Source organism: Microbacterium sp. P2_F9 (assembly GCF_056403635.1).
In genome coordinates, this window is record NZ_JBFUFC010000177.1 from 1 (window position 1) to 8,217 (window position 8,217).

General features: G+C 70.7%; 7 protein-coding genes and 1 tRNA gene. 3 read left to right on the forward strand and 5 right to left on the reverse strand.

Annotated elements, in window-relative coordinates; genetic code table 11:
* Positions 1-28: 28 nt before the first annotated feature.
* Together AC1DVT_RS15675 and AC1DVT_RS15680 are read right to left on the reverse strand one after the other, a co-directional pair.
* Positions 29-856 (reverse strand): undecaprenyl-diphosphate phosphatase, encoded by an 828-nt coding sequence (locus AC1DVT_RS15675; RefSeq protein ID WP_477389930.1) that lies wholly within the window; start codon positions 854-856, stop codon positions 29-31.
* Positions 857-865: 9 nt separating this feature from the next.
* Positions 866-2,167 carry a M20/M25/M40 family metallo-hydrolase gene (locus tag AC1DVT_RS15680; protein ID WP_477389931.1) on the reverse strand — a complete coding sequence of 434 codons (1,302 nt, stop codon included), beginning with the start codon at positions 2,165-2,167 and terminating at the stop codon, positions 866-868.
* A gap of 150 nt (positions 2,168-2,317) precedes the next feature.
* Between AC1DVT_RS15680 and AC1DVT_RS15685 the strand changes: the two genes are divergently transcribed.
* Positions 2,318-2,402 (forward strand) — tRNA-Leu (locus AC1DVT_RS15685).
* A gap of 67 nt (positions 2,403-2,469) precedes the next feature.
* On the opposite strand, the gene AC1DVT_RS15690 is transcribed toward AC1DVT_RS15685, so the two are convergent.
* Both AC1DVT_RS15690 and AC1DVT_RS15695 read right to left on the reverse strand, forming a co-directional pair.
* The gene (locus tag AC1DVT_RS15690; protein ID WP_477389932.1) at positions 2,470-3,558 is read right to left on the reverse strand and encodes a VIT1/CCC1 transporter family protein; all 1,089 of its coding nucleotides are present in this window, start codon (positions 3,556-3,558) and stop codon (positions 2,470-2,472) included.
* A gap of 183 nt (positions 3,559-3,741) precedes the next feature.
* Positions 3,742-5,622: a DEAD/DEAH box helicase gene (locus AC1DVT_RS15695; protein ID WP_477389933.1), complete on the reverse strand. Its 1,881-nt coding sequence runs from the start codon at positions 5,620-5,622 to the stop codon at positions 3,742-3,744.
* 131 nt (positions 5,623-5,753) lie between these two features.
* On the opposite strand from AC1DVT_RS15695, the gene AC1DVT_RS15700 reads away from it, so the two are divergent.
* A complete protein-coding gene (locus tag AC1DVT_RS15700; protein ID WP_477389934.1) occupies positions 5,754-6,614 on the forward strand; it encodes an SGNH/GDSL hydrolase family protein in 861 nt (286 codons plus the stop codon).
* A 3-nt stretch (positions 6,615-6,617) separates the two neighbouring features.
* On the opposite strand, the gene AC1DVT_RS15705 is transcribed toward AC1DVT_RS15700, so the two are convergent.
* Positions 6,618-7,427 carry a TrmH family RNA methyltransferase gene (locus tag AC1DVT_RS15705; protein ID WP_477389935.1) on the reverse strand — a complete coding sequence of 270 codons (810 nt, stop codon included), beginning with the start codon at positions 7,425-7,427 and terminating at the stop codon, positions 6,618-6,620.
* Positions 7,428-7,510: 83 nt separating this feature from the next.
* On the opposite strand from AC1DVT_RS15705, the gene AC1DVT_RS15710 reads away from it, so the two are divergent.
* Positions 7,511-8,217, forward strand: a 707-nt coding sequence (locus AC1DVT_RS15710; protein ID WP_477389936.1) for a Sir2 family NAD-dependent protein deacetylase, incomplete at its 3' end; no start/stop codon positions are given.

The window sequence follows — 8,217 nt, forward strand, 5'->3', positions numbered from 1 at the left end:
CCCTCGACAAGCTCAGGAACCGCGTGGCTCAGTAGGGCTGGAGCACGCCCAGTGCCAGCAGCACGATGAGCGTCGTGCCCAGTGCGAGCCGGTAGATGACGAACGGCAGGAAGCTGTGCTTGGAGATCCAGCTCATCAGGAAGGCGATGATCCCGAGCGCCACGACGAACGCGACTCCGGTCGCCACCGCGGTCTCGCCGAGGGTGAAGACGGTCGGCTCGCCCAGGCTCTTGGCGAGCTGGTAGAGGCCGCTGCCGAACACCGCGGGGATGGCGAGCAGGAACGCGTAGCGCGCGGCGGCCGCCCGCTCGTAGCCCAGGAAAAGGCCGAGGGTGATCGTGCCGCCCGAGCGTGAGACGCCTGGGATGAGCGCGAGCGACTGCGCGAGGCCGTAGAAGATGCCGTGCGAGAGGGTGAGGTCCTCGAGCTTGCGTCGCTTGGCTCCCACCCAGTCCGCGACCCCGAGCAGGATGCCGAACACGATGAGGGTGCCTGCGATCAGCCACAGCGACCGGAACGTCGTCTCGATCTGGTCCTGGAAGAGCAGTCCGAGCACGACGATGGGGATCGTTCCGATGATGATGAGCCAGCCGATCCGGGCGTCCGGATCGTTGCGCGGGATGCGACCGAGGAGCGCGCGGAACCAGTGCCCGACGATGCGGACGATGTCGCGCCAGAAGAACACCACGACCGCCGCCTCGGTGCCGAGCTGCGTGATCGCGGTGAACGCGGCGCCGGGATCCTGGGCGCTCGGCAGGAGCTCGCCGAGGATGCGCAGGTGCGCGCTCGAGGACACCGGGAGGAATTCGGTCAATCCCTGGACGAGTCCGAGGATGATCGCCTCGATGAGGTGCATGGAAGCCTTTCAGTAAGTGCGGATGAGGTCGGTGAGCACGCGCTGCCCGAAGATGAGCGCGTCCAGCGGCACCCGCTCGTCCACGCCGTGGAACATTCCGGTGAAGTCGAGGTCGGCCGGCAGCCGCAGCGGTGCGAAGCCGTAGCCCGCGATGCCGAGCGCCGCGAGCGCCTTGTTGTCTGTGCCGCCGCCCATGAGATACGGGATGACCGGCACGCCGGGATCGTGACGCCCGAGAGCCGCCACCATCGCGTCGACAAGATCCCCTTCGAACGGCACCTCGAGCCCGATGTCCCCGTGCACGACCTCCACCTCGACATCGGCTCCGACGATCCGCCGGATGTCCGCGAGCACCTGCTCCTCAGTGCCGGGCAGCGCCCGCACGTCGATGAGGGCCTCAGCGCGGTCGGGGATCACGTTGTGCTTGTAACCGGCGGTGAGCCCGGTCGGGTTGGTGGTCGTCCGCAGCGTCGAGCGGAGGAATCCGGATGCCGCGCCCGTCGCATCGGCGAGCGCGTCAGGTTCGCCGGGGTCGCCGCCGGTGAGCTCGGCGAGCCCGTCCAGCAGCTGGCGCGTCGTGTCGGTGAGGCGGATGGGCCACTCGGTGCGTCCGAGGGCGGCGACGGCCTCGGCGAGGCGGGTCACCGCGTTGTCGGGGTGGTACCGGCTCCCGTGGCCCGCCTGACCGCGTGCGACCAGCCGGATCCACACCAGCGCCTTCTCGCCGACCTGCAGCAGGTACGCCCGACGGTCGCCCGCGAAGATCGAATAGCCGCCGACCTCGCTGATCGCCTCGGTCGCACCGGCGAACCATTCCGGCCGGTCGCGGACGACGAGCGCGGAGCCTTCGATGCCGCCGTTCTCCTCGTCGGCGAAGAACACCAGCACGAGATCGCGCTCCGGCTGCTCCCCCGCACGCAGCAGTTCGGCCACCGAGGCCAGGATCATGGCGTCCATGTCCTTCATGTCCACGGCGCCGCGTCCCCACAGCAGTCCGTCGCGGATCTCGCCGCCGAACGGGTCGACGCTCCAGTCCTCGGCGATCGCCGGGACCACGTCGAGGTGCCCGTGCAGGACGAGCGCAGGCTTGCTCGGGTCGCGTCCGGGAACGCGGGCCATGAGGTTCGTCCGCCGCGGAATCGGCTCGTAGAACTCGACGGTCAGGCCCAGGGCTTCGAGGTAGGCGCCGACGTATTCCGCGGCCTCGCGCTCGCCGTGCGCGCGCCCTCCGCCGAAGTTCGTCGTGTCGAAGCGGATGAGGTCCTGCGCGATCCGGACGACCTCGGGAAGGTCGGTTTCGGGCGTGGGCATGCGGACCAACCTACCGGTCTCACGTTGCCGCTCCGTTTCGCCGGGATGCCGCGAAAAGCGCTCCGTCGAGGTCTGTTCGGCACCCGCGGTTCGGAGCCCCGCGCGGAACGTGATAAAGTCGGTCCTCGGTTGCGAAACCGAAAAACCCATGCGCGGGTGGCGGAATAGGTAGACGCGCTAGCTTGAGGTGCTAGTGCCCGTATAGGGCGTGGGGGTTCAAGTCCCCCCTCGCGCACAGATGAAGAAAGCCCCGGTTATCCGGGGCTTTCTTCATTTCCGGGATCAGCCGGGCTCAGCCGGGCTCAGCCCAGCGTGACGTCGAACAGCAGGCCCAGCCCGTACGTGACGGCTGCGGCGCCGTAGCCGATGGCCAGCTGACGCAGCGCCCGTTTGAGCGGCGGGCCGCCGGACAGCAGCCCCACCATCGCGCCGGTCGCCATCAGGGCGATTCCGACGAGGACGAGTGCGATCAGCACCGCGGGCGCGCCGGACAGCCCGAAGATCCACGGAAGCACCGGGATGATCGCGCCCGAGGCGAAGAACAGGAAACTCGACAGCGCGGCGCCCCAGGCTCCCCCGACGACCTCGTKGTCCTCTCTCGCCTCGCTCTCGCGGCGATAGGGCTCGGAGCGGTCCGCGGCGTGCGCCGCGGCGACGACCTCCTGGGCGCGCTCCAGTGCCTCCTCGACGGGCATACCGCGCGTGCGATAGACGAGGGCGAGTTCGTTCGCGTCGAGATCGAGATCGGGGAGCACGTCGTCGGCGAAGTTGTTCGGCTCGGTCGACTCGAGCAGTTCGCGCTGTGAGCGGACCGAGACGAACTCCCCCGCCCCCATCGACAGCGCACCGGCGAGCAGCCCGGCGATGCCGCTGAACAGCACGAACTGGGGTGTCGCGCCGGCCGCGCCGATGCCCATGACGAGGGCGAGGTTGGACACCAAGCCGTCGTTCGCCCCGAAGACGGCGGCGCGGAAGGTGCCGGAGAGTCGTCGCCGGCCGCGGGCGGCGAGCCCGCGCACGACCTCGTGATGGATCTTCTCGTCGGCCGCCATCGCGGGGGTCGCGAACGGCTCGTCACTGTACGGTGAGCGCCCCTCCGAGTTCTGGGCGAGCGCGAGCACGAAGATCGACCCGAAGCTGCGCGCCATCCAGGCGAGGAGCCGCGTGCCGAGTCCTGGATGCGGCAGCCGGGACGGCTCGCCGCCGAGCAGACCGAGCCAGTGCGCCTCATGGCGCCCCTCGGCGTCCGCCAGCGCGAGGAGGATGTCGCGCTCCTCACCGTCGCGGCGCGTGGCGAGTTCGCGGTAGACCCGCGCTTCCGCGCGTTCGCTCACCAGATAGCGGGCCCAGCGACGACGGTCGCGGGCGGTGGGTTCGGCGGGCGCGCTCAATGAAGCCTCCGGGCGGCGGTATCGGGAAACCATTCCACGCTAGCCAGAGTCCGGATGCCGCCCCTCATCCGGGCACGGATTGCCAGCATTTCGGACCCCCGAACGGGCCTCACCGCAGCGCAGCGCGCAGCCCGCGCTCGCCCTCCGCCATCACCCGGGAGTGGGCCCAGGTGAACGCGGCGGCTAGGCCCTGACCCGCCCGCGCAGCAGGTCGATGCGCGCCTGCAGCTGCGCGACGGTGGCCTGCGCGACTGCCGGTCCGCCGCATACCCGGCGGAGCTCCGCGTGCACCGCGCCGTGCGGCTCGCCGGACTGGCGCGCATAGACGCTCACGAGGCTGTTGAGCAGCTGCCGCTGCTCCTTCAGCGTGCGGTGCAGCGCAGGCGGCGGCGCGGCCGCGGCATCCTCCTCGCTCGTTCCGACGCGTGCCTCGCGCACCGTGCGATGGCGGGTCTGCCGCGCCTGGCGCTGCAGGAGGAGCTCGTGCACGTGCTCGGGTTCGAGCAGGCCGGGAAGGCCCAGGAACTCCTCCTCCTCGGGCGTGCCGGGCACCGCGAGCTGCCCGAATTCGCGGCCGTCGAAGAGCACGCGGTCGAAGTGGGCCACCGAGCCGAGCGCCTGGTAGGTGAACTCGTCGGTCAGGGCATCCGAGGCGGAATCGCCGCGCTCGGCGGCGGCGAGCAGGTCATCGTCGAGCGCCCATTCGTCRTCGCCCTCCGAGTCGCGGTCGAGCGCATGGTCGCGCTCGCGCTCGAGCTCGTTCGCCAGGCCGAGCAGGGCCGGAACGTTGGGCAGGAAGACGCTCGCGGTCTCGCCGCGGCGGCGGGCGCGGACGAAACGGCCGATGGCCTGAGCGAAGAACAGCGGTGTCGACGCGCTGGTCGCGTAGACCCCCACCGCCAGCCGAGGCACGTCGACGCCCTCGGACACCATTCGCACCGCGACCATCCAGCGAGAAGTGCCCTGGGCGAAGGTCTCGATCCGCGACGAGGCCTCGGCTTCGTCGGAGAGGACGATCGTGGGCTCCTCCCCAGTGATCGTGCGGAGGATCGTGGCATACGCCCGCGCGGCGGTCTGGTCGGTCGCGATGACGAGCCCGCCGGCATCGGGCACCTGGGCGCGCACCTCGGTGAGCCGCCGGTCCGCCCCGCGCAGCACCGCCGGGATCCACTCGCCCTCGGGGTTGAGCGCGGTGCGCCACGCCTGGGCGGTGATGTCCTTGGTGTTGTCCTGGCCGAGCTGCGCTTCCATCTCGTCGCCCGTGCGCGTGCGCCACCGCATCGTGCCCGCGTAGACGAGGAAGATCACCGGGCGCACGACGCCGTCTTCGAGAGCGCGGCGATACCCGTACGCGTAGTCCGTGCGCGAGATCCGGATCCCCTTCTCGTCGGGGTGGTACTCCACGAACGGGATCGGAGCGGTGTCGCTGCGGAACGGCGTCCCCGACAGGAGCAGGCGCCGCGTCGCTCGCTGGTAGGCCTCGCGCAGCGAGTCGCCCCAGCTGAGCGCGTCGCCCCCGTGGTGCACCTCGTCGAGGATCACGAGGCTGCGGCGGTCTTCGACCAGTCGCTGGTGGACGGATGCCTTGACCGCGACCTGCGCGTAGGTCACCGCGACGCCGTGGTAGTGGCGGGCGGGGGCGACGTGCCGATTGCTGAACGACGGATCGAGCCGGATGCCGACGCGGGCAGCCGCGTCCGCCCACTGCGTCTTGAGATGCTCGGTCGGCGCGACGACGACGATGCGCTCGATCACCCGCCGCCGCATCAGCTCGCTGGCGAGTCGCAGCGCGAAAGTGGTCTTGCCGGCGCCGGGGGTGGCTGCGGCGAGGAAGTCGCGCGGTCCGTTTCCTGGACCGTCCGGGCCGTCGAGCGCGAAGTACCGGTCGAGGGCCTCGGCCTGCCAGGCCCGCAGCCTCTGGGCGGTGCCCCACGGGGCGCGCTGCGGGTACGACGGCGAGAGGTGCTCGGCGGCGAAGCCGCCGATATGGCCATCGTCGGTGCCGTCCGGGCGATCGGATTCGATCGCCGTGGCGGGTTCCGCGAGGAGCGCGTCGTCGTCCATCGTCCCCTCCCGCCGCTCGCCGTGCACCCGCCGCACACAACGAGTCACCACCCTAGACGAGCCCGCTGACACGGACCGGGTCCTTCGGTGCGCGATAGCCTGAAGGACGGTCGCGAACCGAGGAAGAACCCATGACGACGAACGACGAACACCCCGACCCGTACTTCGAGAACCCGCAGCCGCACCCCTGGCGCCGCATGGTCGCCCTCGGCGACTCGTTCACCGAGGGCATCGGCGACCCCGAGCCTGACTTGCCCGGTGGTCACCGGGGTTGGGCCGACCGCGTCGCGGAGGTCCTGTCGCAGCAGGTCGTGGACTTCGCCTACGCGAATCTCGCGGTGCGCGGGCGGCTGATCGGGCAGATCGTCGCGGAGCAGGTCGATGCCGCGCTCGCCCTGAAGCCCGACCTCATCACGTTCTCCGCCGGAGGCAACGACGTCATCCGGCCGGGCAGCGACCCGGACGCGGTCGCACAGCAGTTCGAGGACGCCGTCGCGCGACTGGTGAGCGGCGGCGCCACCGTCGTCGTGTTCACCGGCATCGACACGAACTTCACCCCGGTCTTCCGCAACCTCCGCGGCAAGGTCGCGATCTACAACGAGAACATCCGCGGCATCGCCGACCGCTATGACTGCGTCGTCGCCGACCAGTGGGCGCTCAAGGAGGTGCAGGACATGCGGTTCTTCGACGACGACCGCCTGCACATGAATCCGCTCGGCCACCACGAGGTGGCGCGCATGGTGCTGCGGACGCTCAACGTGCCCAACGACCTGCTGCCCATGCAGCCCGACCCGCTTCCCACGCGGACGTGGCGCGAGGCGCGCGCAGTCGACCTGGTGTGGGCGCGCGAGTACCTGGTGCCCTGGGTGCTGCGCCGCGTGCGCCACGAGTCCTCCGGCGACCTCATCACCGCAAAGCGCCCTGACCCGCTGCCGGTGCACCGTGCGGTCGCAGAGGCGGATGCCGAGCCCCACGTCCCGGACGCTCCGTAGCCGTCAGGCTCGACTGCCCAGCGCCCAGAGCGCCACAGCGCTCGCGGCGGCGACATTGAGCGAGTCCACTCCCCCGGCCATCGGAATCGTGACCACGCTGTCCGCCGCGGCCAGGGCATAGCGGCTCAGGCCGTCGCCCTCCGCGCCGAGCATCAGCGCGACACGCTCCGGCCGATCCGCCGCGAACGCCTCGAGCGACACCGCGTCGTCGCTGAGGGCGAGGGCGGCGAGGTGGAAGCCGTGCTCGTGCAGGATGGTGCGGGTCTGCCGCCACTCCGGCAGCCGGGTCCACGGCACCTGGAACACGGTTCCCATGCTGACACGCACGCTCCGGCGGTAGAGCGGGTCGGCGCAGCGTGGACTCACCAGCACGGCGTCGGCGCCGAGACCGGCGGCCGCCCGGAAGATGGCGCCGATGTTCGTGTGGTCCATGATGTCCTCGAGCACGACGACGAGCCGGGCATCCGCGATCACCTCCGCGACGGTCGCCGGAACGGGCCGGTGCATCGCCGCGAGCGCGCCCCGGTGCACGGCGTAACCGGTCAGTCCCTCAGCGACCTCGGCCGACACCACGTACACCGGCACCTCGGGGTGCTCAGCGAGCAGGACCTCGGTATCCGCTGTCCACTTCTCCTGCACGAGCACCGAGCGGGGCAGATGCCCGGCACCGAGCGCACGGGAGATGACCTTGGCCGACTCCGCGATGTAGAGACCGCCGGCGGGCTCGAGGATCCGGCGCAGCGCGATGTCGGTCAGGTCACGGTAGTCGCGGAGACGCGGGTCATCCGCCGCTTCAATCCGCTCGATCCGCACGGGACCACTCTTACACGGCATTCGTAACATGCCGGAAAAGCCGCTGGGCTACTCTCTGACCCAGGAGCAGAGCCGTGACGACAGTGACAGCGTTCGACCAGGCGACCGCCGCCTCCATCGAGGAGGCGCTGGACGCCCTTGCGGGGCGCCGCATCGCCGTGCTGACCGGTGCCGGCGTGTCGACGGATTCCGGCATCCCGGACTATCGCGGCAAGGGCGCACCCACCCGCACGCCGATGACCGCCGCGCAGTTCCTCGCCGACGAGCAGTCCCGCCGGCGTTATTGGGTGGGGAGCCATCTGGGCTGGCGAGCCTTCGCGGCCGCGCAGCCCAATGCCGGCCATCGCGCCCTCGCCGACCTCGAGACCAGCGGCGTCGCGGCCGGAGTCATCACTCAGAACGTCGACGGCCTGCACGTGCGTGCCGGCAGCCGGCGGGTCGTCGAGCTGCACGGCACCATGCGCCGGGTCTTCTGCACCCACTGCGGTCAGGTCTTCGATCGGCGGGATCTCGCCACCCGCGTCGAAGCAGACAACCCCTGGATCGCGATCCCCGACAGTGTGGCCCTCGGTCCGGACGGCGACGTGCTGCCCGAGAGCACGGACGGATTCCGCGTCCCCGCGTGCTCCGTGTGCGCCGGGATGCTCAAGCCCGACGTGGTCTTCTTCGGCGAGTTCATCCCGGCCGAGAAGTTCCGCGAGGCCGAGCAGCTCGTCGGTGCCGCGGACGCCCTCGTGGTCGCGGGCTCGTCGCTCGTGGTCAATTCCGGCATCCGTCTCGTCGAGCGCGC

Bases quoted from the DNA above. Each gene is read 5' to 3' on its own strand.
- AC1DVT_RS15700 (WP_477389934.1), top strand. From the start codon at position 5,754: ATGACGACGAACGACGAACACCCCGACCCGTACTTCGAGAACCCGCAG.
- AC1DVT_RS15675 (WP_477389930.1), bottom strand. From the start codon at position 856: ATGCACCTCATCGAGGCGATCATCCTCGGACTCGTCCAGGGATTGACC.
- AC1DVT_RS15680 (WP_477389931.1), bottom strand. From the start codon at position 2,167: ATGCCCACGCCCGAAACCGACCTTCCCGAGGTCGTCCGGATCGCGCAG.